Annotated in this window: 25 protein-coding genes; 2 read left to right on the forward strand and 23 right to left on the reverse strand. The window is 66.6% G+C overall.

Features of this window, described 5'->3' with window-relative positions; translation table 11 throughout:
* Positions 1-4 precede the first annotated feature (4 nt).
* The 23 genes from N0B71_RS27985 to N0B71_RS28095 form a co-directional block, all read right to left on the reverse strand.
* Positions 5-745 (reverse strand): flagellar motor protein, encoded by a 741-nt coding sequence (locus N0B71_RS27985; protein WP_259756378.1) that lies wholly within the window; start codon positions 743-745, stop codon positions 5-7.
* Complete coding sequence (locus N0B71_RS27990; RefSeq protein ID WP_259756379.1) at positions 745-1863, reverse strand: protein-glutamate methylesterase/protein-glutamine glutaminase; 1119 nt, start codon at positions 1861-1863, stop codon at positions 745-747. Before N0B71_RS27990 ends, N0B71_RS27985 begins: the two co-directional genes overlap by 1 nt.
* A gap of 323 nt (positions 1864-2186) precedes the next feature.
* The gene (locus N0B71_RS27995; RefSeq protein WP_259756381.1) at positions 2187-4394 is read right to left on the reverse strand and encodes a chemotaxis protein CheA; all 2208 of its coding nucleotides are present in this window, start codon (positions 4392-4394) and stop codon (positions 2187-2189) included.
* Positions 4395-4426: 32 nt separating this feature from the next.
* Positions 4427-5209, reverse strand: a complete 783-nt coding sequence (locus N0B71_RS28000; RefSeq protein WP_259756383.1) for a protein phosphatase CheZ — start codon at positions 5207-5209, stop codon at positions 4427-4429.
* Positions 5210-5228: 19 nt separating this feature from the next.
* The gene (locus N0B71_RS28005) at positions 5229-5603 is read right to left on the reverse strand and encodes a chemotaxis response regulator CheY (RefSeq protein ID WP_085988857.1); all 375 of its coding nucleotides are present in this window, start codon (positions 5601-5603) and stop codon (positions 5229-5231) included.
* Positions 5604-5800: 197 nt separating this feature from the next.
* Positions 5801-6550 (reverse strand): RNA polymerase sigma factor FliA, encoded by a 750-nt coding sequence (gene fliA, locus N0B71_RS28010; protein ID WP_259756385.1) that lies wholly within the window; start codon positions 6548-6550, stop codon positions 5801-5803.
* Positions 6547-7374, reverse strand: coding sequence for a flagellar synthesis regulator FleN (fleN, locus tag N0B71_RS28015; protein ID WP_017520297.1), 828 nt, complete (start codon positions 7372-7374; stop codon positions 6547-6549). The genes fliA and fleN overlap by 4 nt, the downstream gene beginning before the upstream one ends.
* 164 nt (positions 7375-7538) lie before the next feature.
* Complete coding sequence (gene flhF, locus N0B71_RS28020; protein WP_259756387.1) at positions 7539-8849, reverse strand: flagellar biosynthesis protein FlhF; 1311 nt, start codon at positions 8847-8849, stop codon at positions 7539-7541.
* Positions 8850-8864: 15 nt separating this feature from the next.
* A complete protein-coding gene (gene flhA / locus N0B71_RS28025; RefSeq protein ID WP_259756389.1) occupies positions 8865-10988 on the reverse strand; it encodes a flagellar biosynthesis protein FlhA in 2124 nt (707 codons plus the stop codon).
* Positions 10989-11102: 114 nt separating this feature from the next.
* The gene (locus N0B71_RS28030; protein ID WP_259756390.1) at positions 11103-11684 is read right to left on the reverse strand and encodes a hypothetical protein; all 582 of its coding nucleotides are present in this window, start codon (positions 11682-11684) and stop codon (positions 11103-11105) included.
* A gap of 81 nt (positions 11685-11765) precedes the next feature.
* Positions 11766-13073 (reverse strand): TPM domain-containing protein, encoded by a 1308-nt coding sequence (locus tag N0B71_RS28035; RefSeq protein WP_259756392.1) that lies wholly within the window; start codon positions 13071-13073, stop codon positions 11766-11768.
* Between the two features lie 137 nt (positions 13074-13210).
* Complete coding sequence (gene flhB / locus N0B71_RS28040) at positions 13211-14347, reverse strand: flagellar biosynthesis protein FlhB (protein WP_259756394.1); 1137 nt, start codon at positions 14345-14347, stop codon at positions 13211-13213.
* Positions 14347-15123, reverse strand: a complete 777-nt coding sequence (fliR, locus tag N0B71_RS28045) for a flagellar biosynthetic protein FliR (RefSeq protein WP_259756396.1) — start codon at positions 15121-15123, stop codon at positions 14347-14349. Before fliR ends, flhB begins: the two co-directional genes overlap by 1 nt.
* Positions 15123-15392, reverse strand: a complete 270-nt coding sequence (gene fliQ, locus N0B71_RS28050; protein WP_045212070.1) for a flagellar biosynthesis protein FliQ — start codon at positions 15390-15392, stop codon at positions 15123-15125. The genes fliR and fliQ overlap by 1 nt, the downstream gene beginning before the upstream one ends.
* 166 nt (positions 15393-15558) lie before the next feature.
* The gene (gene fliP, locus N0B71_RS28055) at positions 15559-16323 is read right to left on the reverse strand and encodes a flagellar type III secretion system pore protein FliP (RefSeq protein WP_259759697.1); all 765 of its coding nucleotides are present in this window, start codon (positions 16321-16323) and stop codon (positions 15559-15561) included.
* A gap of 23 nt (positions 16324-16346) precedes the next feature.
* Complete coding sequence (fliO, locus tag N0B71_RS28060; RefSeq protein WP_259756399.1) at positions 16347-16823, reverse strand: flagellar biosynthetic protein FliO; 477 nt, start codon at positions 16821-16823, stop codon at positions 16347-16349.
* Position 16824: 1 nt separating this feature from the next.
* On the reverse strand, positions 16825-17292 hold the full coding sequence (gene fliN / locus N0B71_RS28065) for a flagellar motor switch protein FliN (RefSeq protein ID WP_259756400.1): 468 nt from the start codon (positions 17290-17292) through the stop codon (positions 16825-16827).
* 22 nt (positions 17293-17314) lie between these two features.
* The gene (fliM, locus tag N0B71_RS28070) at positions 17315-18286 is read right to left on the reverse strand and encodes a flagellar motor switch protein FliM (protein WP_259756401.1); all 972 of its coding nucleotides are present in this window, start codon (positions 18284-18286) and stop codon (positions 17315-17317) included.
* Positions 18287-18295: 9 nt separating this feature from the next.
* A complete protein-coding gene (gene fliL / locus N0B71_RS28075; protein ID WP_259756402.1) occupies positions 18296-18817 on the reverse strand; it encodes a flagellar basal body-associated protein FliL in 522 nt (173 codons plus the stop codon).
* 538 nt (positions 18818-19355) lie between these two features.
* The gene (locus N0B71_RS28080) at positions 19356-20666 is read right to left on the reverse strand and encodes a flagellar hook-length control protein FliK (RefSeq protein ID WP_259756403.1); all 1311 of its coding nucleotides are present in this window, start codon (positions 20664-20666) and stop codon (positions 19356-19358) included.
* A gap of 66 nt (positions 20667-20732) precedes the next feature.
* Positions 20733-21074 carry an Hpt domain-containing protein gene (locus N0B71_RS28085; RefSeq protein ID WP_259756404.1) on the reverse strand — a complete coding sequence of 114 codons (342 nt, stop codon included), beginning with the start codon at positions 21072-21074 and terminating at the stop codon, positions 20733-20735.
* A gap of 105 nt (positions 21075-21179) precedes the next feature.
* Entirely contained in the window at positions 21180-22877 is a 1698-nt protein-coding gene (locus N0B71_RS28090) for a SpoIIE family protein phosphatase (protein WP_259756406.1), read from the reverse strand.
* Positions 22878-22905: 28 nt separating this feature from the next.
* Positions 22906-23211, reverse strand: coding sequence for an STAS domain-containing protein (locus N0B71_RS28095; protein WP_259756407.1), 306 nt, complete (start codon positions 23209-23211; stop codon positions 22906-22908).
* Positions 23212-23463: 252 nt separating this feature from the next.
* Here N0B71_RS28095 and N0B71_RS28100 point away from each other — a divergent pair, with 252 nt between their 5' ends.
* Positions 23464-24180: a TorF family putative porin gene (locus N0B71_RS28100; RefSeq protein WP_259756408.1), complete on the forward strand. Its 717-nt coding sequence runs from the start codon at positions 23464-23466 to the stop codon at positions 24178-24180.
* 240 nt (positions 24181-24420) lie between these two features.
* On the forward strand, positions 24421-25224 hold the full coding sequence (locus N0B71_RS28105) for an AraC family transcriptional regulator (RefSeq protein ID WP_259756409.1): 804 nt from the start codon (positions 24421-24423) through the stop codon (positions 25222-25224).
* Positions 25225-25259 lie beyond the last annotated feature (35 nt).

Below are 25259 nucleotides of genomic sequence, written 5' to 3' on the forward strand. Positions count from 1 at the left end.
CTTCTTAGCCGACGAAGCCTTGCAGCTTCAGCTCGATGGAACGCGGGTTTTCGCCCTCGGCGATGGACAGCAGCCCCTCCATGAGCATCTCGCGGTAGCAGGACTGGCGCAGCACGATGCTTTTCAGCTTGTGGCCAATGGGCAGCAGCAACAGGTTGGCCAGGCCCACGCCATAGATGGTGGCGACGAAGGCGACGGCGATGCCGTTGCCCAGCTGGCTCGGGTCGGCGAGGTTGCCCATGACGTGGATCAGGCCCATCACCGCGCCGATGATGCCGATGGTCGGCGAGTAGCCGCCCATGGCCTCGAACACCTTGGCGGCGGCCAGGTCGCGGCTTTCCTGGTTGTACAGGTCGACTTCGAGGATGCTGCGGATGGCTTCGGGCTCGGTGCCGTCCACCAGCAGTTGCAGGCCCTTGCGCGCGTAGGGGTCGCGCTCGGCGTCGGCGACGGTTTCCAGGCCCAGCAGGCCTTCCTTGCGCGCCGTCATGCTCCAGCCGACCACATGGTTGATGCCGCCGACCAGGTCCACCTTGGGCGGCAGGACCATCCAGCGCAGCATGGTCACGGCGCGCTTGAGCACCGCGACCGGGGTCTGCAACAGCGCGGCGGCGAGGGTGCCGCCCACCACGATCAGCGCCGCCGGGCCGTTGGCCAGGGCACCGACGTGCCCGCCCTCGAGGAAGTTGCCACCGATGATGGCAACCAGCGCGAGGATCAGGCCGACCAGGCTGAGGACATCCATCAGCCGCAGGCCTCGGTCAGGTGCCGGCCGATGTCGTCCAGGCTGTACACCGCGTCGGCCAGGCCCGCCTTGGCGATGGCCATGGGCATGCCGTAGATCACGCAGCTGGCCTCATCCTGGGCCCACACCTGGGCGCCGCCCTGCTTGAGCATGCGCGCGCCTTCGCGGCCGTCGGCGCCCATGCCGGTGAGGACCACCGCCAGCACCTTGTCGCCGTAGGCCTTGGACGCGGAACCGAAGGTCACGTCCACGCAGGGCTTGTAGTTCAGGCGTTCGTCACCGGGGAGGATGCGGATCGCACCGCGGGCGTCGATCATCATCTGCTTGCCGCCGGGAGCCAGCAGGGCCACGCCGGGACGCAGCAGGTCGCCATCCTCGGCTTCCTTGACGGTGATCTTGCAGAGCTTGTCCAGGCGTTCGGCGAAGGCCTTGGTGAAGGCCGCCGGCATGTGCTGGATCAGCACCAGCGGCGCGGGGAAGTTGGCAGGCAGCTGGGTCAGGACCCGCTGCAGCGCCACCGGCCCACCGGTCGACGTGCCGATGGCTACCAGCCGGTAGGGCTTACGCTTTGGGGCGGAGGAGGTCGCCGGCGCCGGAGCGGCCGGCGCGTGGCTGCCGCCCGGCGAAGCAGGAGCGGCCGGGCGCGCGGTGCCGGCAGTAGACGTCGAAGCCGGCGCGGCCGGGTTCGACGAATACGACGAGTAGGACGCGAAGCGACGATTGCTCTTGGCAATGGTATGGACCTTCTCGCAGAGCAACTGGCGGACCTTGTCCGGGTTGCGCGAGATGTCCTCGAAATTCTTCGGCAGGTAATCCACCGCGCCGGCGTCCAGCGCGTCCAGGGTCACCCGGGCGCCCTCGTGGGTCAGCGAGGAGAACATCAGGACCGGCGTCGGGCAGCGCTGCATGATGGTCCGCACGGCGGTGATGCCGTCCATCAGCGGCATCTCGTAGTCCATGGTGATCACGTCGGGCTTGAGCGCCAGCGCCTGATCGATCGCCTCGCGGCCGTTGGTGGCCGTACCGACCACCTGGATCTGCGGGTCGCCCGAAAGAATCTCCGAGACACGGCGGCGGAAGAACCCCGAATCGTCCACCACCAGGACTTTGACAGCCATAGACACTCCTGAAAAAACTTCTTCCATCACACGGGCGCGCCAAGCGGCACGCCCATAGGGTCAGTTGACGATTCGGCGCGAGCCGCGTTGCTGCGCCAAATCACGCCAGGCTAGACGCGGAACGACGGCAATGGCATTCCCTTGTCGAGTTCCGCAACGACGCATGGCGTGATTTGCTGCGCAACCCGAAGGGACGGGGCCGCATTTTGTGCCGCGCTGCGTTACTGGCTCATTTGGAATAACCAAACCTATCTCCTCGTGCCTTGGCCTGCGCAAAATGTGGTTCCGTCGCGGCCGTGGCGAATCGTCAACTGACCCTATTGTCAGATACGACGGGCGTAGCGCTTGAGCATGCTCGGCACGTCGAGGATCAGCGCGATGCGCCCGTCCCCGGTGATGGTCGCCCCCGCCATGCCCGGCGTGCCTTGCAGCATCTTGCCCAGCGGCTTGATCACCACCTCTTCCTGGCCCACCAGCTGGTCGACCACGAAGCCGATGCGCTGGGTGCCCACGGAGAGGATCACCACGTGGCCCTCGCCCGGCTCGTCATGCTGCGCACCTGGCACCAGCCAGCGCTTGAGGTAGAACAACGGCAGGGCCTTGTCGCGGACGATCACCACTTCCTGGCCGTCCACCACGTTGGTGTTGGAGAGGTCTAGGTGGAAGATCTCGTTGACGTTGACCAGCGGGAAGGCGAAGGCCTGGTTGCCCAGCATCACCATCAGGGTCGGCATGATCGCCAGGGTCAGCGGGACCTTGATGACGATCTTCGAGCCCTGGCCCTTGGTCGAGTAGATGTTGATGATCCCGTTGAGCTGGGAAATCTTGGTCTTCACCACGTCCATGCCGACACCGCGGCCGGAGACGTCGGAGATCTCGGTCTTGGTCGAGAAGCCGGGGGCGAAGATCAGGTTGTAGCAGTCGGACTCGGACAGGCGATCGGCCGCATCCTTGTCCAGCAGCCCCTTCTCCACCGCCTTGGCGCGCAGCACGTCCGGGTCCATGCCTTTGCCGTCGTCGGAGATCGACAGCAGGATGTGGTCGCCTTCCTGTTCGGCGGACAGCACCACCTTGCCCGAACGCGACTTGCCGGCGGCCTCTCGCTCGTCGGGGCCTTCGATGCCGTGGTCGACCGCGTTGCGCACCAGGTGCACCAGCGGGTCGGCCAGGGCCTCGACCAGGTTCTTGTCCAGGTCGGTCTCTTCGCCGATCAGCTCGAGGTTGATCTCTTTCTTCAGGTTGCGCGCCAGATCGCGGACCTGGCGCGGGAAGCGGCCGAAGACCTTCTTGATCGGCTGCATGCGGGTCTTCATGACCGACGACTGCAGGTCGGCGGTCACCACGTCGAGGTTGGAGACGGCCTTGGCCATCGCCTCGTCGCCGCTGTTCAGGCCCAGGCGCACCAGGCGGTTACGCACCAGCACCAGTTCGCCGACCATGTTCATGATCTCGTCCAGGCGGGCGGTGTCCACGCGCACGGTGGTTTCCGCTTCGCTGGCCGGCTTCTCGGCGGGCGCGGCGGCAGCAGGCTTGGCAGCGGCAGGTTTGGCCGCCGCAGCAGCCGGTGCCGGCGCCGCAGCAGGCTTGGGCGCGGGGGCTGGCGCCGCCGGCTTGGCCGCCGCTGGCTCTTCCTTCGCGCCGGTGAACTGGCCCTTGCCGTGCAACTCGTCGAGCAGCTTCTCGAATTCGTCGTCGGTGATGTTGTCGTCGCCGCCAGGTGCCGGCGCTTGCTCGGCTTTCTTCTCGGCAGCCGCTTCGGCGGGAGCCGGGGCTTCCTCCTTGGCGCCGGTGAACTGGCCCTTGCCATGCAACTGGTCGAGCAGCGCTTCGAACTCGTCGTCGCTGATCTCGTCGCCACCGGCCGGCGCTTCGGCGGCCGGCGCCGGAGCAGCCTTGGCCGGCTCCTTGGCGCCAGCGCTGAACTGGCCCTTGCCGTGCAACTGGTCGAGAAGCGCTTCGAATTCGTCGTCGGTGATGTCGTCGCCACCGGCGCCCACGGGCGCCGCGGGCGCTTCGGCGGCGGGCTCGAGCGCATCCATCAGTTGCTCGAACTCGGCGTCGGTGATGTCGCCATAGGCTGCCGCAGCCGCCGGCGCGGGTTCGACGACGGGCTCGGCGGCCGGAGCTTCGGCCGGCGCGGCATCCGGATCGGCCAGGCGCGACAGGGCAGCGAGCAGCTCGGGCGTGGCCGGCGTCGGCTCCTGCGCATCCCGCACCTGCTGGAACATCACATTGACGGTATCCAGCGCCTGCAGCATCACGTCCATCAGCTCGGCATCCACGCGGCGTTCGCCCTTGCGCAGCATGTCGAAGACGTTTTCAGCGATGTGGCAGCACTCCACCAGCGCGTTCAGCTGGAGGAAGCCCGCCCCACCCTTGACGGTGTGGAACCCACGGAAGATGGCATTGAGCAGGTCCATGTCATCCGGGCGGCTTTCCAGCTCGACCAGTTGCTCGGACAGTTGCTCGAGGATCTCGCCGGCCTCCACCAGGAAGTCCTGGAGGATCTCGTCATCGGCGTCGAAGCTCATTCGGGTGCTCCCTCTACAGCGTCAGCGGACGCTTAAAAACCAAGGCTGGATAACAGGTCGTCGACATCGTCCTGACCGGACACGACGTCTTTTCTTGTATCGGCAGCAATCTGCGGACCTTCACCCTTGGCCGATCTTTCTTTTTCCACCGCGTCGCGCATGCTGTCGTGGTCATGCTCGATGCCGGCGTAGCGATCGACCTGCCCTGCCATCCAGACCAGCTTCACCAGGTTCGACTCGACCTCGGTCACCAGCTTGGTGACGCGCTTGATCACTTGCCCGGTGAGGTCCTGGAAGTCCTGCGCCAGCAGGATGTCGTTCAGGTGCGCGGAGAGCTTGCGGCTGTCCTGGGCGCTGATGTAGAGGAACTGCTCGACGCGCTTGGCCAGCTCGCGGAAGGCCTCGGGGCCCAGCTCGCGGCGCATGAAGCGCGACCAGTCTTCCTGCAGCTCCTTGGCCTGGGTCTCGATGTGCATCACCACCGGGGTGCACTCCTCCACCAGGTCCATGGTGCGATTGGCCGCTTTCTCGGTCATCGTCACCACGTAGGACAGGCGGTCGGTTGCATCGGCGATCTGCGACATCTCCTCGGCGTGCCGGGAGTTGGGGTCGATCTGGAAGTTGACGATGGCGTTGTGCAATTCGCGGGTGAGCTTGCCTACCTCCTGGTAGAGCCCGCGATCACGCGCCTGGTTGAGCTCGGAGATCAGCTGCACGGCGGTCTGAACGTCGCCCTGCTCGAGGCAGTCGACCAATTCGCGCGCGTGTTTTTTCAGGGTCGACTCGAAGTCACCCGCGGATTCGTTGAAATCCATGACGCCCTCTTGGCCAGCCTCAGCTGCCGACCCGCTCGAAAATCTTCTCGATCTTTTCTTTCAGCACCTGAGCGGTGAAAGGCTTGACCACATAGCCGTTGACCCCGGCCTGGGCCGCTTCGATGATCTGGTCGCGCTTGGCTTCGGCGGTGACCATCAGCACCGGCAGGTGCTTGAGGCGCTCGTCGGCGCGGACCGCACGGAGCAGGTCGATCCCGGTCATGCCGGGCATGTTCCAGTCGGTAACGAGGAAGTCGAAGTTGCCGCTGTGCAGCATCGGCAGCGCAGTGGTGCCGTCGTCGGCCTCTGCGGTGTTGGTGAACCCCAGGTCTCGCAGGAGGTTCTTGATGATGCGCCTCATCGTGGAAAAGTCGTCCACGATGAGAATTTTCATGTTCTTGTCCAAACCTGCCTCCATCGATACCAAACGCGCCCTGGCGGGCGTGCCGTCAATTCATCGAGCGTCGTGCGCTCTCGCCATGGGCGCGTCAAGGGAACGTCACCCAAAAAATTCGTAAGCCTATAACTTGCCTAAGGAAAATCCCTTCAGCCTTTTCGCTAGGAACAAGCAGGCGCGAAACTACCCGATGCTCAGCGAGCGCGCCACTCCGCCAGACGCGAACGCAAGCGCGCGGCGCACTGGCTGTGCAACTGGCTGACCCGGGATTCGCTGACGCCCAGTACTTCGCCGATCTCCTTGAGGTTGAGTTCCTCGTCGTAGTACAGGGCCAGCACCAGCCGCTCGCGCTCGGGCAGCTTGGTGATGGCGTCGGCCAGCGCCGCCTGGAAGCGTTCGTCCTCCAGCCCGTGGGACGGCTCGTTGTCGTGGTGCGATGCGTCTTCGGCAAGGCCGCCACTTTGTTCGCCGTCCTGCAACATGTCGTCGAAGCTGTACAGACGGCTGCCCTGGGTGTCGCTGAGGATGCCGTAATAATCTTCGAGGCTCATATTGAGTTCGGCAGCAACCTCCTGATCTTTAGCGTCGCGTCCGGTGCGCGCCTCGACGGCGCGGATGGCGTCGCTGACCATGCGGGTGTTGCGGTGCACCGAACGCGGGGCCCAGTCGCCCTTGCGCACCTCGTCGAGCATGGCGCCGCGGATGCGGATGCCGGCGTAGGTCTCGAAGCTCGCGCCCTTGCCCGCGTCGTATTTCTTCGCCGCCTCCAGCAGGCCGATCATGCCGGCCTGCATCAGGTCTTCCACCTGCACGCTGGCCGGCAGGCGGCCGAGCAGGTGGTAGGCGATACGCTTCACCAGCGGGGCATGCTTCTGGATCAGCAGTTCCTGGGAGTTGTGCGCCTGCGCCTTGCTGTACATACGCGCTCCGGAGGCCGCGGTCATACGGCCGAACCCGTGGGATGTTGCACCAGGCGCTCGACGAAGAACTCCAGGTGCCCTCGAGGGTTGGCCGGCAGCGGCCAGCTGTCGACCTTCTGCGCCACCGCACGGAAGGCCAGGGACGCCTTGCTGCGCGGGAACGCCTCATACACCGAACGCTGCTTCTGCACCGCCTTGCGCACCGACTCGTCGTAGGGAATGGCGCCCACGTACTGCAGGGCCACGTCGAGGAAGCGGTCGGTGACCTTGGTCAGCTTGGCGAACAGGTTGCGGCCCTCCTGGGGGCTGTGCGCCATGTTCGCCAGCACGCGGAAACGGGTCATGCCGTAGTCGCGGTTGAGCAGCTTGATCAAAGCATAGGCATCGGTGATGGACGTGGGTTCATCGCAAACGACCAGCAGCACTTCCTGCGCGGCGCGGACGAAGCTCACCACCGAGTCGCCGATGCCGGCGGCGGTGTCCACCACCAGCACGTCGATGTTGTCGCTGATGTCGCTGAAGGCCTGGATCAGGCCGGCGTGCTGCATCGGCGTGAGGTGGACCATGCTCTGGGTGCCCGAGGCCGCCGGAACGATGCGGATACCGCCCGGGCCCTGGAGGATCACGTCACGCAGGTCGCATTCGCCTTCGATCACGTCGGCCAGCGTGCGCTTGGGCGACAGGCCCAGCAGCACGTCGACGTTGGCCAGGCCCAGGTCGGCGTCCAGCAGCATGACGCGGCGACCCAGGTCGGCCAGCGCCAGCGACAGGTTCACCGACACGTTGGTCTTGCCCACGCCACCCTTGCCACCGGTGACTGCGATTACCTGAACGGGATGCATGCCCATATCAATACCTTGTCTCGTCGTTCGACCGTCACGCACCAGCGTTTCGGCTATTCCGGCTGCGGTGCTCCCCTGCTGCCGGTGCTCGCGGATCATCGTGCAGAGCATCCGCATCGCTTGGGCGACCCAAGCGGCCGCCCCGCGCCCCTACCCGGGGCTCACAATCGTCAGCTGGCGCGACGCACCGGCTGCTGGTAAAGGCCGGCGAACAGGTCGGCCATGGCGTCTTCGCAGGGCTCTTCCGGCGACTGCAGGCTCACCGCGCGGCTCACCAGTTGGTGCGCGCGTGCCAGGTGCAGGTCATCCGGGATCTTCGGCCCGTCAGCCAGATAGGCTACCGGGAGATGCTGGCTGATAGCCAGAGCCAGAGCTTCCCCGAGGCTGCCCGCTTCGTCCAGTTTGGTCAGGATGCACCCGGCCAGCCCACAGGAACGATAGTTCTGCCAGGCGGCCTTGAGCACCTGGCTCTGGCTGGTCGCGGCCAGCACCAGGTAATTCTTCACGTTCAGGCTCAGCGACGACAGCGCCTCGAGCTGCATGCGCAGCGCCGGGTCGTTGGCCGGCAGGCCCGCGGTATCGATCAGCACCAGGCGCTTGCGCGCCAGCGGGGCCATGGCCTGGATCAGCGACTGCCCCGGATCGACCAGGGTGACCGGCACATTGAGAATGCGGCCCAGAGTCTTGATCTGCTCCTGCGCGCCGATGCGGAAGCTGTCCATGGACACCAGGGCGATGCTCTGCGCGCCGTACTTCAGCACGTAGCGGGCAGCCAGCTTGGCCAGGGTGGTGGTCTTGCCCATGCCGGCCGGGCCGACCAGGGCGATCACCCCGCCCTGCTCCAGCAGGTCGATCTCCGGGGTGTTGATCGAGCGTGCCAGGTGCGCCAGCAGCATGCGCCAGGCCTGCTTCGGGTCGGCGATAGAGGCCACGCGCTCCAGCAGGCTGCGCGACAGGTCGGCCGGCAGGCCCATGCGCTGCAGGCGACGCCACAGGTTGGCCTGCTTCGGACGCTGGTTCTGCAACTGGTTCCAGGCAATCGAGCCAAGCTGCACTTCGATCAGTTCACGCAGGCCGTTGAGCTCGAAGCGCATGGCCTCCAGCGCCTGCTGGCCAGCGGCGGCCGGCGCCGGGGCCACCGGTGCGTCCATGGCGGCGGCGAGGGTTTCGGCGGCGCTGCGGCGCGGCTTCTCGGTGCCGTACATTTGACGGTCGCCGCGCACGCCATCGGCGGCACGGGTCGGCGCCGACAGGTCGGCCTTGGCCTGGGCGATCTTCGCCTGGGTCTTGCGCAGCTCGGCTTCCAGCGCCGGGTTCGGCTTGCTGGCCGCCACCGGTGCCTGGTAATCCAGCGCCGCGGTCAGTTCCACGCCGCCAGCGACACGGCGATTGCCGATGATCGAGGCGTCCGGGCCCAGCTCGTCACGGACCAGTTTCATGGCCTGACGCATATCAGCGGCGAAGAAGCGTTTTACCTGCATGGCCTCGGACCTCAATCAGTTCTGCCCAACGGTGGCAACGATCGTGACTTGTTTGTTGTCGGGAATTTCCTGGTACGCCAGCACGTTCATGGTGGGCACCGCCATCCGGGCGAATCGCGACATCATCGCGCGGATGGGGCCGGCCACCAGCAGAATCGCCGGCTTGCCAAGCATCTCCTGGCGCTGCGCCGCTTCAACCATCGAGCGTTGCAGCTTCTCGGCCATTCCGGGTTCCAGCAACATGCCTTCTTCGGAGCCCTGTCCGGCCTTCTGAAGACTATTGAGCAATATCTGTTCCAACCTGGGCTCCAGAGTGATCACAGGCAGCTCCGGCTCTAGTCCCACAATGGTTTGCACGATGGCGCGGGCCAGCGCGACGCGAACCGCCGCCACCATCGCGGCGGGATCTTGACTCTTCACCGCGACGTTGGCGATGGCTTCGGCGATGGTGCGGATGTCGCGCACCGGCACCTGTTCCTGCAGCAGCGCCTGCAGCACCTTGAGCAGGGTCGACAGGGAAATCAGCCCAGGCACCAGCTCCTCGGCGAGCTTGGGCGAGGTCTTGGCCAGCAGTTGCATCAGTTGCTGGACTTCTTCGTGGCCAAGCAGCTCGTGGGCGTGCTTGTGCAGGACCTGGTTGAGGTGTGTCGCAACCACGGTGCTGGCGTCCACCACGGTGTAGCCCAGGGACTGCGCCTGGTCGCGCTGCGAGGCTTCGATCCACACGGCTTCCAGGCCGAAGGCCGGGTCCTTGCCGGCAATGCCATTGAGGGTGCCGAAGACCTGGCCGGGGTTGATCGCCAGGTCGCGGTCCGGATAGATCTCGGCCTCCGCCACGCTGACGCCCATAAGCGTCAAACGATAGGCGTTGGGCAGCAGGTCGAGGTTGTCGCGGATGTGCACCGACGGCATCAGGAAGCCCAGGTCCTGGGACAGCTTCTTGCGCACGCCCTTGATCCGCGCCAGCAATTGCCCGCCCTGGTTGCGGTCCACCAGCGGAATCAGGCGGTAGCCCACTTCCAGGCCGACCATGTCCACCGGCGTCACGTCGTCCCAGCCCAGCTCCTTGGTCTGCTCGGCGCGCTGCGCGGGCAGCAGTTCCTGCTGGGCCTGGGCTTCCTGCTCGGCCTTCTGGCTGGCCTGGCGCTGGCGGTGCCAGATCAGGTAGGCGCCACCGGCAGCCAGGCCGCCCAGGCCGATGAAGGATACGTGCGGCATGCCCGGCACCAGGCCCATGGCGATGAGGATGGCCGCGGAGATGGCCAGCGCCTTGGGCGAGGCGAACATCTGGCGGTTGACCTGCTGGCCCATGTCCTCGGCGCTGGAAACGCGAGTCACCATGATCGCCGCGGCGGTGGACAGCAGCAGCGACGGCAGTTGCGCCACCAGGCCGTCACCGATGGTCAGCAGGGCGTAGACCTTGCCGGCATCGCCGAAGCTCATCGAGTGCTGGATCACGCCGATGGCCACGCCACCGATGAGGTTGATGAAGAGGATCAGCAGGCCGGCGACGGCGTCACCGCGGACGAACTTGCTGGCACCGTCCATGGAGCCATAGAAGTCGGCTTCCTGGGCGACTTCGGCGCGGCGCTTCTTGGCTTCCGCCTGCTCGATCAGGCCGGCGTTGAGGTCGGCGTCGATGGCCATCTGCTTGCCGGGCATGGCGTCGAGGGTGAAGCGCGCGCTCACCTCGGAGATACGCCCGGCACCCTTGGTGACCACCACGAAGTTGATGATCATGAGGATCGCGAAGACCACGATACCGACGACGTAGTTGCCGCCGATCACCACTTCGCCGAAGGCCTGGATCACCTTGCCCGCGGCTGCGTGGCCGTCATGCCCGTGGAGCAGCACGACGCGGGTGGAGGCAACGTTCAGCGCCAGGCGCAGCAGCGTGGCGACCAGCAGGATGGTCGGGAACACGGCGAAGTCCAGCGGACGCAGGGCGTACACGCTGACCAGCAGCACGACGATGGACAGCGCAATGTTGAAGGTGAACAGCACGTCCAGCAGGAACGGCGGGATTGGCAGGGTCATCATCGCCAGCATGGCGAGCAGCAGCAGCGGCACACCCAGGTTGCCCCGGCTGAGCCCCGCCAGACTGCTGCGAACAGTGCCGATCAATTGCGTACGATCCACCCGAAATCCCCTGCACGTGGGTGGCCGAAGCGGCCACCGGATCAAACTTTTGACGCCCAACCGGGCATCCGCACAGGGTTTTGCAGGAAGCGTTCCAACTTCGTCGAAGCCGCTCTACGAACTGTCTTTCACCAGCTTGAAGGTGCCGTCGCGGAAGCTGCCGGCCACCGCGCAGGTGGACTGATTGGCGTCGCTGCGCGCCTCGAAACGGTAATGGCCGGACATCACCCCGTAGTCGGTGTCGTCCTCGCTGCGGACGATCTCCACGCGGTCGATCACCAGTTCGCCGTGGCTGGCGCGCAGGGCGTCCTCGGGCACCTCCTGGAACACCACCGCCACCGCCTCACCGAGCCGGGCGCGGCCCTCCCGCGCCGGGCCGATGGCGTAGCGCCCGGAAAGCTTCGAAGGATCCCGGCGCAACTGGTCCTGCTCGGTGGTCAGGTGGAACTGCGCGGTAAGCGTCGCCGGGCGGCCACCCTCCCCCTGTACCGCCAGCGGCACGCCGATCACCAGTTCGTTGTCGCCGCCGAGCTGGGCGACATACAGCGACCCCCACCACGGGTCGCGCACCTCCGAGCGGTGTTCCTGGCCGCAGACCTGCAGGCTGTAGCGGGTGGCCGGCACGTCCGGCGCACATCCCGCGAGGAAGCCGGCCATCGAGGCCAGCGCCAGCAGTTTCAAGCAATCCCTACCCATCTCCGTCCCTCCGCCAGCGCTCATCGCTGCCTGGGTTCGACCCATCGCAGCGGCGATTAGGTTCCCCTGACGTTCGGCGGGTTACCAACTGTCGGACGAACCACCGCCACCGCTGGAGCCGCCATCGCCGGAATAGCTGCTGTCGCTGCTGGAGGAGGAACTGTCACTGCTGGAGCTGGAATAGGAGCTGGAATCCGAACTCGACCCGCCCCCCGAACCCGACCCGGTGCCGGCCAGGAAGGCGATCATCGCCGGGACGTAGACCATCGGGATCAGCACCAGCGAATCGGGGAATGCCCAAGGCTGGCTGAGGACCTCCGTGATGTACACAAGGAAGCCGACGATGCCACCCGTCACGCCCAGGCGAATGAAGAACCCGCGGCGGCTGCGCTTCCAGGCGGCATAGGCGAACAGGAACGGCAAGCTGAGGAAGATCAGCGCGGCCGAGCCGCCCAGCGGCGCGGCGAGACCGAACAGCGCGACATCGCCGCCGTCGAAGAACTGGGCGCAGCCCGCCAGCGCCAGCAAGTAGGCCAGGATTGCCCCGACAATCAGCGCCGCCCGCCGCGAGCCGCCGGCCACCGCGCCAATGCCGGCACCCATGAGCATGGCGAAAGGCAGCGCGAACAGCAGCACCGGCCCGCTGTGCAAACCACCGCTGGCGGCCAGCAGCATGGCAATCACCACCAGGCTCGGCAGCACCACCTTGAACTTGATCCAGCGGCGCCGCAGGACGATACCGGCCACGCCGCCGATGACCAGGCCACTGAGCAGCAGCCAGCCCTCCAGGGTCAGGCCAACGCCACTGCGCTGGTCAGCGAAAGTCTCGCCGTCGATCAGCCGCTCCAGCTTGCCCACCGTGCGCTCGATGCCGCCGGCGAAGTCGCCCGCGCGAAACGCCGGAACCATCTCTTCCCGGATGATGCGGCTGGCCACCACATCGGGAATCGCCCCTTCCAGGCCGTAACCGACCTCGATACGCATGCGCCGGTCGTCCTTGGCGATCAGCACCAGCACGCCATCGTCGATGCCCTTGCGACCCAGGCGCCACTGCTCGAAGACGCGGGTGGCGAACTGCTCGATGCTGTCCTCGCCGGTGCTCGGCAACATCAGCACCGCAATCTGCGAGCCCTTGCGCTGCTGCAGCGCCAGCAGCCGCTGCTTCAACGCGGTGAGCGTGCCGCTGTCGAGGGTGCCGGTGAGGTCGGTGACCGGGCTCTTCAGCTCCGGCACCGCAATGCTGCCGGTCGGCGTGGGCTCGGCCTCGTCGGATGCGACGACCAGCGTGTCCGCCGCTGGCAGGGCGACAGTGGTCGGCACCTCCGCCCGCACACCGGTTACACCGAGCAGGAGCAGCAGACACAGCGCGCAGCGGATCCAGATGTTCATGCCTTCGCTCCCTGAAGGTCGGGGCCTGACGGCCCGGAAATCGGCGAATTATGCCGTCACCCACTGCCCGACGCACCACCGTCACCGCTGTAACCGCCGCCACCGGAGAAGCAGCCCAGCCAGGCAGCACCGAAGGATCACTCGTCGCGTCGCAAATCCGGCGGGATCGGCAGGTCCGGCATCGGGCCGGGGCGTTTGCCCTTGCCGGCGCGGTACTGCTTGAGCTGGTAGACGTAGGCCAGCACCTGGGCCACGGCGAGGTAGAGGCCGGCGGGGATTTCATGGTCCAGTTCGGTGGAGTAATACACCGCCCGCGCCAGGGCCGGCGATTCGAGCACGGTGACCTTGTGCTCCTGGGCGATCTCGCGGATCTTCAGCGCCATGAAGTCGTTGCCCTTGGCCAGCAGCCGGGGCGCGCCGCCCTTCTCGGCGTCGTATTGCAGGGCCACGGCGAAGTGGGTCGGGTTGGTGATGACCACGTCGGCCTGCGGCACCGCCTGCATCATCCTCCGGTTGGCCATCTCCCGTTGCATCTGGCGGACCTTGGCCTTGACCTCGGGCTTGCCCTCGGAATCCTTGTACTCGTCCTTCACTTCCTGCTTGGTCATCATCAGCTTCTTGCGGTTGTCCCAGAGCTGGAAGGGGACATCCGCGGCGGCGATGAAGATGATGCTGCAGGCCAGCCAGAAGGCGCTCCAGCCGATGATCCTGGCGCTGTGCACCATGGCCTGTTCCAGCGGTTCGCGGGCGATCGCCATGAGGTCGTCCTGGTCGGACTTGAGCACCAGGATCGCCACGATCAGCACCAGCACGAACTTGGCCAGGGCCTTGAGCAGTTCGGTCACCGAGCGCAGCGAGAACATGCGCTTGAGCCCGGCCAGCGGGTTGAGCCGGCTGAACTTGGGCGCCAGCGCCTCGGCGGAGAACAGCCAGCCGCCCAGGGCCACCGGGCCGACCAGCGCTGCGATCAGCAGCACCGCGAGGATCGGCCAGATCGCGTCGGCGCCGATCTTGCCGCCCTCGGCCAGCAGGTTGAGCATGCTCTCGCTGTTCATCACCGTGGCGCGGTCCAGCTCGAAGCTGCCGCGCATCAGGCGCATCAGCGCGTCGGCCAGGCTGGCGCCGAACATCAGCAGGGCGCCGGCGCCGGCCAGCAGCACGGCCAGGGTGTTCAGCTCCTTGGACCGAGGGAGCTGGCCCTTCTCGCGCGCGTCCTTGCGCCGTTTCTCTGTAGGTTCCTCTGTCTTGTCTTCGCTACTGTCGTTCTCGGCCATCAGCGGGCCCCCACGAGTTCGCGCAGCAGCCGCAGGCCTTCGCTGGCCAGCGACTGGTACTGGGTCAGAATGTCGGCGCTGCCGATCCAGACGATGATGAAGCCCATCACCAGGGTCAGCGGGAAGCCGATGGAGAAGATGTTCAGCTGCGGCGCGGCGCGGGTCATGGCGCCGAACGCCAGGTTGACCACCAGCAGCGCGGTGATCGCCGGCAGCGACAGCATCAGCCCCGCACCGAGGATCCAGCCGAGCTTGCCGGCGACGGTGATGAAGTGGTTGCTCGACAGCCCCTCGCCCACCGGCAAGGTGGTGAAGCTTTCCGCCAGCACCTCGAACACCACCAGGTGGCCGTTCATGGAGAGGAACAGCAGCGTCACCAGCATGGTGAAGAACTGCCCCAGCACGGGCACCGAGATGCCGTTGGTGGGATCGATCATGGAGGCGAAGCCCAGGCCCATCTGCATGGAGATGATCTGCCCGGAAATCACGAAGGCGTGGAACATCAGCTGCAGGACGAAGCCGAGCATGGCGCCGACGAGGATTTCCTGGGCGATGTAGACCATCGCCTTCAGGCTCAGCGCGTCCACCTGCGGCATCGGCGGCAGGTTGGGCACCAGCGCCACGGCAATCGCCACGGACAGGTAGAGGCGCACGCGGGTGGGCACCAGCTGGGTGCCGATGATGGGCATGACCATCAGCATGGCGGCGATGCGGAACAGCGGGAACAGGAAGGCCCCGATCCAGCCGCCGATCTGCGCGTTGCTGAGCTCGAGCATCAGCCGATCAGCGTCGGGATGCTGGTGATCAGCGACTGGGTGTATTCCATCAACTGCCGCAGCAGCCAGGGGCCCAGCACGATGAGGGTGAGCAGCACCACCAGCAGGCGCGGCAGGAAGCTCAGGGTCTGCTCGTTGATCTGCGTGGCGGCCTGGAACATCGCCACGATCAGGCCCACCAGCAGGCTGGGCAGCACGAGAATGCCGACCATCACGGCGGTCAGCCAGAGCGCTTCGCGGAACAGGTCGACGGCGACTTCGGGGGTCATGGTTGCTCCTCTTGCTCGGCGGCCCCAGAGGGAGGCTCTTGCGTAGGATGGGTGGAGCTTGCGATACCCATCAGCCGAGTCGGCCCGGGCATCGATGGGTATCGCTTCGCTCCACGCCATCCTACGGTGCCGCTGAATACCGTTGCGCCATGCGGGACAGGCATCGCTAGACCGTCCCGAAGCTGCCGGCGAGGGTGCCGATGATCAGCGCCCAGCCATCCACCAGCACGAACAGCATGATCTTGAACGGCAACGAGATGATCAGCGGCGAGAGCATCATCATGCCCATCGCCATCAGCACGCTGGACACCACCAGGTCGATGATCAGGAACGGAATGAAGATCATGAAACCGATCTGGAACGCCGTCTTCAACTCCGAGGTGACGAACGCCGGCACCAGGATGGTCAGGGGCGTGGCGTCGGCGCTGGCGATGTCGGTGCGTTTGGACAGGCGCACGAACAGCTCCAGGTCCGACTGCCGGGTCTGCGCCAGCATGAACGCCTTGAGCGGCACCTCGGCGCGGGTGATCGCCTCCTGCGCGGGGATCTGCTCGTTGAGGTAAGGCTGCAGCGCGGTGCTGTTGATCTTGTCGAACACCGGCGCCATCACGAACAGCGTGAGGAACATCGCCAGGCCGATCAGCACCTGGTTCGACGGCGTGCTCTGCAGGCCCAGCGCCTGGCGCAGGATGGAGAAGACGATGATGATCCGGGTGAAGCTGGTCATCAGCATGACGAACGCCGGGATGAAGCTCAGCGCGGTCATGATCAGCAGGATCTGCAGGCTGACCGAATACTCCTGCTGCCCCTGCGGGTTGGTGGTCACGGTGATCGCCGTCAGCTGCGTCGGATCGGCGGCAAACGCCTGCGGCGCGAGCAACGCCAGCAGGCCCAGGAGCAGCGGCGCGGCTGCCTTGAGCGCGCCGATCAGAACGGAGAGGTTCGGCGAACGGGTCACTGCGGGCGGCCCTTGTCCTTGTTCAGCAATTCCAGCAGGCGCTGGGCGAATTCCGGCTGCGCCGCTTCCGACTCGGCGGCATGCACCGGCTGGCGCATGACATGCAGCGGCGTGATGCGCCCGGGCGTCAGGCCCAGCAGCACCTGTTCCTCGCCCACCTGCACCAGCACCAGGCGATCACGCGGGCCGAGGGCCTGGCTGGAGATCAGGCGGATCGCCTGGTTGCCGCGCGGCACCACCTGCTGCACGCGACGCACCAGCCAGGCGAGCAGGAAGATCAGCCCGACCACCAGCACCAGGCCCAGCAGCAGTTGCATCAGCTGCGCGCCGGCACTGCCGGTGATCAGGCTCGGCGTGGAGCTGGCATGGACGATGGCCGGGTTGGACGCCGGCGCCGACGCCTCCTCGCCCAGGGCGAAGAGGGACAGCCCCGCCAACGGCAACGCAATGAGGTTCGCGAGCAGGCGGGCCATGTCAGCGCAGCTTCTTGATGCGTTCGCTGGGGCTGATCACGTCGGTGAGGCGGATGCCGAACTTCTCGTTCACCACCACCACCTCGCCGTGGGCGATCAGCGTGCCGTTGACCAGCACGTCCAGCGGCTCGCCGGCCAGGCGATCGAGTTCGATCACCGAGCCCTGGTTGAGCTGCAGCAGGTTGCGGATGCTGATGTCGGTATGGCCGACTTCCATGGAAATGGTCACCGGGATATCCAGGATCACGTCCAGGTTCGGGCCTTCCAGGCCGGCAATGGTCGGCGCCTTGGGCGCCATGCCGAACTCTTCCATCGGCGCGCGCGGCGCGGCGGGCACGACCGGCGCCGCGGCGCTGGCCATCATCGCGTCGATGTCGTCCTGGTTGGCGTCACCCGATTCGGAGAGCGCCGCGGCCCATTCGTCGGCCAGCGCCTGTTCTTCGGGGGTTACGTTTTCTTCGTCAGACATGGTGGGTCCTCTTGGGATTCGCTCAGCGCGGGCGCACGAGCGGATCGAGAATCTGCAAGGCCAGGTTGCCCTTGTGCGAACCCAGCTTGACCTTGAAGGAAGGCACGCCGTTGGCGCGCATGATCATGTGCTCGGGCAGCTCCACCGGGATCACGTCGCCCGGCTGCATGTGCAGGATGTCCCGCAGCTTGAGCTGGCGACGCACGACGGTGGCGCCCAGCGGCACGTTGACGTCGAGGATGTCCTCGCGCAGGGCGTTGATCCAGCGCTCGTCCTGGTCGTCCACGTCGGACTGGAAGCCGGCATCGAGCATCTCGCGGATCGGCTCGATCATCGCGTATGGCAGGGTGATGTGCAGGTCACCGCCGCCGCCGTCCAACTCGATGTGGAAGGTGGAGACCACCACCACTTCGCTGGGGCTGACGATGTTGGCCATCGCCGGGTTCACCTCGGAGTTCACGTACTCGAAGGTGATCGGCATGACCGCGTGCCAGGCCTCGGCGAGGTCGACGAAGGCCTGCTCGATGACCATGCGCACCACGCGCAACTCGGTGGGGGTGAACTCGCGGCCTTCGATCTTGGCGTGACGGCCGTCGCCGCCGAAGAAGTTGTCCACCAGCTTGAACACCAGCTTGGCGTCGAGGATGAACAGGCCGGTGCCGCGCAGCGGCTTCATCTTCACCAGGTTGAGGCTGGTGGGAACGTACAGCGAATGCACGTACTCGCCGAATTTCATCACCTGCACGCCGCCCACGGCGACATCCGCCGAACGGCGCAGCAGGTTGAACATGCTGATGCGGGTGTAGCGGGCGAACCGCTCGTTGATCATCTCCAGGGTCGGCATGCGGCCCCGGACGATACGGTCCTGACTGGTCAGGTCGTAGGACTTGATCGCCCCCGGCTCGACGTCGGACTCGGTTTCCACCAGGCCGTCGTCGACGCCGTGCAGCAGCGCGTCGATCTCGTCCTGGGAAAGTAGATCCTGCATGGCCATGGCGGGTACCTACTGCAATACGAAATTGGTGAAAAGCACTTGCTCCACGGTCAACTGACCGGTCGCCTTCTTCGCCAGTTCCTGAAGACTGGACGTGGCCTGCTGGCGGAGCATTTCCTTGCCGACCGGCGTCACCAGGTTGTCGAAATTCTGGCTGGAAAACAGCATTACCAGCTGGTTGCGCACCAGCGGCATCTGCTCGCGCAGGGCATCCATCTGCGCCTGGTCGCGGCCCATCAGGGCAACGGCCACCTGAAGATAACGCTGGCGGCCGTTCTGATTGAAGTTGACCACGAAGGACGGCGCGAGAATTTCGTACACCGCCTGCTTGCGGGTGGGCTCCGCGTGTTCCGCGGCCTTGGCCTCGGCCTCGTCGGGCTTGGCGCTCTTGTGCAGGAAGAACCAGGTACCGCCCACCGATGCACCCACCGCCAGCAGGAAGGCCAGCACGATGATGATGATGAGCTTCAGCTTGCCCTTGCCGGGCGCCTGGCCATCGGGGAGAGAAGGCGTCTGTTCTTTCTTGGCCATGCCAATAATCCGTCACTTTTGCGGCGCGATACGCTGATACCGGGGTACCAGCAAGGGCTGTGCCAGTTCGGAAACGTCCGACTGGCGCCGCCGCGGATATTACAGGCTAGACGGAGGATGTCACGGGGAGGAGTAAGAATTTTCCTTGGCGCAGGAGGGGATGGGGGTTGGGCGGTTCGCGAGCAAGCTCGCTCCTACGAAGAGCCGCCTCGGCGTCGGGCCCAAACTGTAGGAGCGAGCTTGCTCGCGAACGAGGGCAAGCGTGGCGCTCGGGCTTGGATCCTCTCCCCAGCCCTGGCTGCGCGCCCCGCTCCGAAGGGGCGCGACCAGGGGCGGCATCAGCACTCGGGCGAACGCCCTCTCCCCAGCCCTCTCCCTGAAGGGAGAGGGCGCCATTCGTGCCGTGCTCGGTAATGTGCCACCCGGCGAGCGTCGATCTTTCAACGCACGCCGAACGAGTCCCCTCTCCCTTCAGGGAGAGGGTTAGGGAGAGGGCGCTTCCAGGCAGCACCGCGCCACCCGGAACGCGCCCACCCCATCACGCGTAATAATCCACCAATCCCCTGCCCTGCGCCGTCGATGCCGGGCGGATCTCCGACATGCCGCTGATCATCGGCTCGTCATCGCCGCCCTCGGCCCCCGCCACGCTCCGCGCGCCGCCGCGGCCGTCGCTCTGCTGCTGTTGCTGCTGCCAGCCACGGGCGGACTGGTCGGAGACGTTGACGTCGAGCTGGCCCATGCCCTGCTGGCTGAACATCTCGCGCAAGCGGTGCTGCTGGCTGTCCAGTGCCTCGCGCACGCCGGCGTTGGCGCTGACGAAGTTCACCTGGGTCTGGTCGGCGCTCATGTGGATACGCACTTCCAGGCGGCCGAGGTCGGCCGGGTCCATCTGGATCTCGGCGGACTTGAGGTTCTGCGACGACATCCACATCACCCGGTCGACCACCTGGTCGGTCCAGCCGTTCTGCTGCATCGACACCGCCTGGCCGGGCACCAGCGGGTTCACCGGGCGGCTGGTCACGGCCTGCGGGGTGTTCAGTGCCTGGGTCAGGGATTCCAGACGCGCGGCGAAGGCTTCGTTGCGCGGCATCTCCGGCTTGGCGTCGGTCTGCACGTCCGCCACCTGCTGCGTCAGGTCCACGGCGTCCTTCAGCGCGCCTTCGGCAAGCTGGGTGCCTGTGCCCTTGGTGGCCGACTCCGGGTTCAGCGCCGCGAGCGCCGCCGACAGGTCATCCTTGCCGTTGGCATCCACTGCCTTGCCGCCAGCCTTGGCCGACAACGGGTTGGTCAACTGGGTCTGCTGCACCTGGGCAGGCTGCTCGTCGCCACCCAGCCCGAGCGCCAGGCTGACGCCGGGAATCTCGTTGAGCTTCTGCAGGTCGTCGTCGCCACTGGCCTCGGTAAGCGCGCTGGTGCCGCTGCTGACCACCAGCGGCGGCGCCTCGGGCTCCGGCAGCTGGCCGGTCATGCCCAGCATCAGCAGGGGGTCGAGGGTCGCGTCGGGCTTGGCGTCGGTGTCCGCCACCGGCTCGTCCGCCTTGCTCGCGCCGTCGGCCGGCAAGGCCTTGCCGTCCTCGGCAACCTTTGGCTGGTCGGCGGCAGCCGGCGCCGTGGCATCCTGGCTGGCAGTGTCCTTGTCGGCGCTGTCCCGCGGCTTGTCGGCTTTCGCCTTGGCGGGCTTGTCGGTTCGCTCGCTGGGCGCCGGACGCTGCTCCCTGGCATACACGTCGGCAAAGCTGGAACCCTTGTCGTTGCTGCTGTTCGGCGAATTCTGGGCAGACTTGGAGAGCGCCGCCTTGGGCCTGATATCAGGCGCCGAGCTCAATAAAATATCCGGGGCGACAGCCATCGGAGTGCTCCGTTGAGGTGAATATCCAACACGGAGATAGCAAGGCGCGGGCCAACTTGGAAAGGCTCAGGAACGACCGGCCACCAGCAGGGTGCGAACGATGGAGAACTCGTGCTCGACCTTGCCGATCAGGCTCTGCGCCCCGGCCAGGTCATTCTGCCGTGCGGCCTCTTCCAGGCGCTTGCACAGGCTGCTGAGCACCGCGGCGCCCATGTTGCCGCAGCTGCCCTTGAAGCTGTGCGCGGCGTGGCGCAGGGCCGGTGCGTCGGCCGCGGCAAAGGCCTCGCGGATGCTGCGCAGGCGCTCTTCCGAATCGCTGAGGAAGGTCTCCACCAGGAGCGGGTACTCGTCTTCCATGATCGACAGCAAATTGCTCAGCACGGCGCCATCGAGATGCGGCTCGGACATTGGGCACTCCCTGGAGGGTGGCTCGCCACCCCGGGGAATCCGTTCAGGCCCGGCCTGGCGCAGCGCGAGAATCGGAACAGCTTCCCAAGGGACGAGAAGGCTCGATTATGCCTGAGCCGACCAGAAGAACTCCACGGAGACCGCCTTGCCGTCGCTCGACCACTGGCAGCGGTCCGCCAGTTGCCGGACCAGCGCCAGACCGCGCCCGCAGAGACTGCCGGCGGCCTGCTGGGAGGCCAGCACCGCGCCCACGTCGAATCCGTCGCCGCTGTCCTCCACCCGCACCAGCAGCCGCCCGCCGTCGCCGTGGGGCGCAAGGTCCAGGTGGAAGCGGACGAAGCCGTCACGCAGCGCCTCCAGGCGCTGGCTGCGTTCCTGGTAGTAGCGGGCGAAGCCGGCGGCGTCGCACTTGAGCGCGGAGTCCAGGCCCATCACGCCGTGCTCCAGGGCGTTGGAGTACAACTCGGCGAGCACGCTGTAGAGGGCGCCGCCGCGGGGACGCAGGTCGTGCACCTCCATCAGCAATTGCAGGAGGAAGGGCAGAGGGTTGAAGTGGCGCAGGGTCGGCGCGCGGAATTCGAAGCTGGCGGACCAGTCCAGCGGGCTGCTCAACCCATTGTCGGCGAACGCCAGCGGCGGTCGCTGCAAAGAATCCTCCGGGACCAGCGCGACCTCCAGCATGCTGACGTCGTCCTGGGCCTCGCCACGGAAACGCGCCACCGCCGCCTGGATGCCATCGAACAGGCGCGACGGCGCCAGGCCCTCGGCGAACACCTGGTGCAGGCGCTCCTCGCCGAACGCCTCGCCGCTGGCATTGCGCGCCTCCAGCACACCGTCGGAGAAGAGGAACACACGGTCGCCCTCCTCCATTGCGTAGACCTCGCACTGGTCGCTGAAGGCGGCGGCCTCCAGAATCCCCAGCGGCAGGTGGCGCGACACCAGCGGCTGCAGTTCGCCGCTGGCGTGGCGGTGCAGGTAACCGTTGGGCAGGCCGCCGTTCCACACCTCCACCAGGCCGCGCTGGAAGCTCAGGTTGAGCACCGCGGCGCAGCAGAACACGCCCACCGGGAGGATGCGCTTGAGCTTGGCGTTCATCTCGCGAAGGATGTCCGCCATGGGGTAGCCCTTGGCGGTCATGCCGTAGAACACCTCGGCCAGCGGCATGGCGCCGATGGCCGCCGGCAAACCGTGGCCGGTGAAATCGCCGAGCAGCACGTGCATGCCGCCGGAGGGCTTGAAGGCCGCCAGCAGCAGGTCGCCATTGAACAGCGCGAAGGGCGATTGCAGGTAGCGGATGTTCGCCGCATTCAGGCAGCCCGAGTGCGCCACCTTGTCGAACACGGCCTTGGCCACCCGCTGCTCGTTGAGCAGGTGCTCGTTGTGCCGGGCGATCAGGTCGCGCTGCTCCAGCACCATCCGCTGCAGGTGATGCAGACGGCCCATGGCGCGGATCTTGGCTTCGAGGATGACGCGGTTGTAGGGCTTGGAGAGAAAGTCGTCGCCGCCCGCCTCCAGGCTCTGCACCAGCGCCTCGGGTTCGCTCAGCGAGGTGAGGAAGATGATCGGCACCAGTTCCTCGCCGGCTTGCCGGCGAATCCGTCGCGCCGCCTCGAAACCGTCCATCACCGGCATCAGCGCATCCATCAGCACCAGCTGCGGGCGCTCCTGGGCGAACAGCGCCAGCGCCTCCAGGCCGTTGGCGGCAGTGAGCACGCGGTGCCCCTGGCGGCTGACGATGGTGGACAGCAACAGGCGATCGGCCGCGTTGTCGTCGGCGATCAGGACGGTGAGGAGTTCGGCCACGGCCGTTGCCACTGCGCAGCGGGCCGGGTCAGCTGATGGTGAACAGCTGCTCGAAGTTGGAGATGGCCAGCACCTTGCGCACGTCCGGATTGCAGTGCGCCAGGCTGATCTGCGCGTGCTCGCCGCCGGCGTGGTCGCGCAGCAGCAGGAGCATGCCCAGCGCCGAGCTGTCGAGGTAGGTCGCCCCCTTGAGGTCCACCACGTAGCGCTTGGGCGTGGTCTCGACGCGTTCGTAGGCATTGCGGAATTCCTGGTGTGCGCCGAAATCGAAACGCCCCTGGACCACGATGGTGAGCTCCTGCCCGTCAGCGGAGGGAACGGAAGTGATGGCCATGGGATTCTCCTTATCGATCGATGGTCGCGCACGAGTCTGAAGATGTAGCAGCTAGCGATGACAGCGGCAACCTCGACGAGCGATGGGAAACCGCCTCGCCAGACCGGTCCGAGGGTCGCCGCCCGGGTCGATTACTGGACCACCGGTCGCCACAGGCACGGCAAATGCCTTTACCCTTTTACCCGTGCGACACCTGGCGAAGGCCCGCAGAGGCCATGCCAGGCTCGTCGCGCCAGGCATGAAGGGGGGAGCATGTACAAGTCCATTCTCATCGCGGCCTGCGTGTTGTGCGCGGCGCCGTACGCGGGGGCCCAGGTGATGCAGCGCGAGCTGGGCGATTTCGAGCTCAAGTTCGCCACCTCGCCAACCCGCAGCATGGCCCAGGGGCTGGTCCAGCCGGGCCAGGCGAACAGCGCCCAGGGCGGCCTCGACATCACCCACGACAGTGGCTGGTACATCGGCAGCTGGACCTCCAACATCGAGCAGGAAAAGCCCCTGGAGATCGACAGCTACGCCGGCTACAAGCACCCGCTGGGCGACGGCAAGCTGGGCTATGAAGTCGGCACCCTGCGCTACAGCCGCCCGGAACAGCCCGACTACGACAGCCAGGCGCTGTACGGCGGCCTCTCGGTATTCGGCAGCCGCCTGGGCGCCGCCTACAGCGCCCAGGCCGGCCGCAGCACGGCCACGCTGTTCACCGACCTGGGCGTGCAGCAGGACCTCGGCTTCGACGTCACCTTCAAGTACTCCACCTACAACCTCGCCTCACCGGTGAGCCTGGGCAGCGGTGGCAGCGTCAGCGAATTCGGCGACTGGTCCCTGAACTTCAGCCGGCCGTGGAAAGGCATCGACCTGAATTTCTCCTACAGCGGCAGCAGCCTCACCGGCAGCGACTGCAGCGCCTACTCCGGGCACAACGCCTATTGCGATTCGGCGTTCATGCTCAAGGCGTCGCGGCCGTTCTTCTGATCTCAGGCCTTGTCCGGACGCCCCACCAACCTGTAGGAGCGAGCTTGCTCGCGAACCTCTCGACCGCGGAGCTGCGCAGGTTCGCGAGCAAGCTCGCTCCTACACAAAGGCGCCGCCATGCTTCAGTGCGATGCGTGATGGGCGACGCCTGGCGGTCCTGAAAAAGTCAATTTCATTCAAGATGGCCGTGGGAGCAGGGTCTACTCTGCCAGTCACTTCACCATTCACGCAGGCCTACCCATGCTGCACCACGTGATCTGCACCCCGACCGCCCTGCCCGGCCTGCGCAGCGTCGAGATCCTCACCCAGCGCAGTTTCCCGCGTCACGCCCACGACGAATACGGCATCGGCGTGATGCTCGAAGGCGGGCATCGCTCCTGGAGTGGCCGCGGCCAGGTCGAGGCGCAGCCGTGCGACATCATCACGGTGAGCCCCAACGAACTGCATGACGGCGCCTCGCTGCGTGGCGCCCCGCGCCGCTGGGGGATGCTCTACGTCGAGCCGGCGGTGATCGCCCGGCTGGCCGGCGCCGAGTGGGCCGGCCGGGAATTCTCCCTGCCGACCCTCACCGATCCACGCCTTGCCCGGCGCATCGCCACCCTGCTGCAGCGCTTGCCGGACGCCTGTCCCGACGAGGCCAGCGAAGGCGTGCTGGAGCTGTTCGGCGACCTGCTCGAACAGCGCCGTGCCACGACCGTGGCGGCGCTGCCCTCGCGCGGCGTGGCGCGCATGCTCGAACGAATTCACGACGACCCGCGCCACGCCCCCTCGCTGGCGGAGCTGGCCGGCATTGCCGGGCTGACGCCCTTTGCAGCCCTGCGCCGCTTTCGTCGCGAACTGGCCACCACGCCCCACGCCTATCTCCTGCAGTACCGCGTGCGCCAGGCGCACCAGGCCATCGGCGCAGGCCGCACGCTGGCGGAGGCCGCGCAGTTGGCCGGCTTCGCCGACCAGCCGCACATGACCCGCGCCTTCGTTCGTCAGTTCGGGCTGACGCCGGGGCAATGGCGCTCATCCATCAGGCCGCCGCCCGCCAAACGCTGAACGCGCGGCGCTGCTGCGCCCCTCCCCTCCACTGA

Origin of the sequence: Pseudomonas sp. GCEP-101 (assembly GCF_025133575.1) — a bacterium.
Lineage (GTDB): Bacteria > Pseudomonadota > Gammaproteobacteria > Pseudomonadales > Pseudomonadaceae > Pseudomonas > Pseudomonas nitroreducens_B.